The organism is Streptomyces sp. AC627_RSS907, from assembly GCF_019049165.1.
In genome coordinates, this window is the sequence record NZ_JAGMUE010000268.1 from 1 (window position 1) to 574 (window position 574).

Annotated in this window: 1 protein-coding gene; it reads left to right on the top strand. The window is 73.2% G+C overall.

Going from position 1 to position 574, the window contains the following annotated elements; all coding sequences use genetic code 11:
* A partial coding sequence (locus KUM32_RS33215) for an HAD family hydrolase (protein WP_217145637.1) occupies positions 1 to 574 on the top strand: 574 nt, incomplete at both ends.

Consider the following 574-nt stretch of genomic DNA (forward strand, 5'->3'; position numbering starts at 1 on the left):
CGGCCCGGTTCGTGCCGGTGGACGGCGTGCGTGAGACGGAGCTGGCCGACGCGGCGCAGCTCTCGTCGCTGGCCGACGAGACGCCCGAGGGGCGCTCCATCGTCGTGCTGGCCAAGGAGCGGTACGGGCTGCGGGCCCGCCACGAGGGGGAGCTGGGCCACGCCGCGTTCGTGCCCTTCACCGCGCAGACCCGGATGTCGGGCGTGGACCTCACCGGCGACGACGGCGCGGTCCGCCGGGTCCGCAAGGGCGCGGCGGCGGCCATCACCGGCTGGGTGGTCGAACGCGGCGGCAGCGTCTCCCCGGACGCGCGGGAGAAGGTGGACGGCATCTCGGCGGCGGGCGGCACCCCGCTGCTGGTCGCCGTCGACGACATCGACGGACCACGGGTGCTCGGCGTTATCTACCTCAAGGACGTCGTCAAGGAGGGCATGCGGGAGCGGTTCGACGAGCTGCGCCGGATGGGCATCAAGACCGTCATGATCACCGGCGACAACCCGCTGACCGCCAAGGCCATCGCCGACGAGGCGGGCGTGGACGACTTCCTCGCCGAGGCCACGCCCGAGGACAAGAT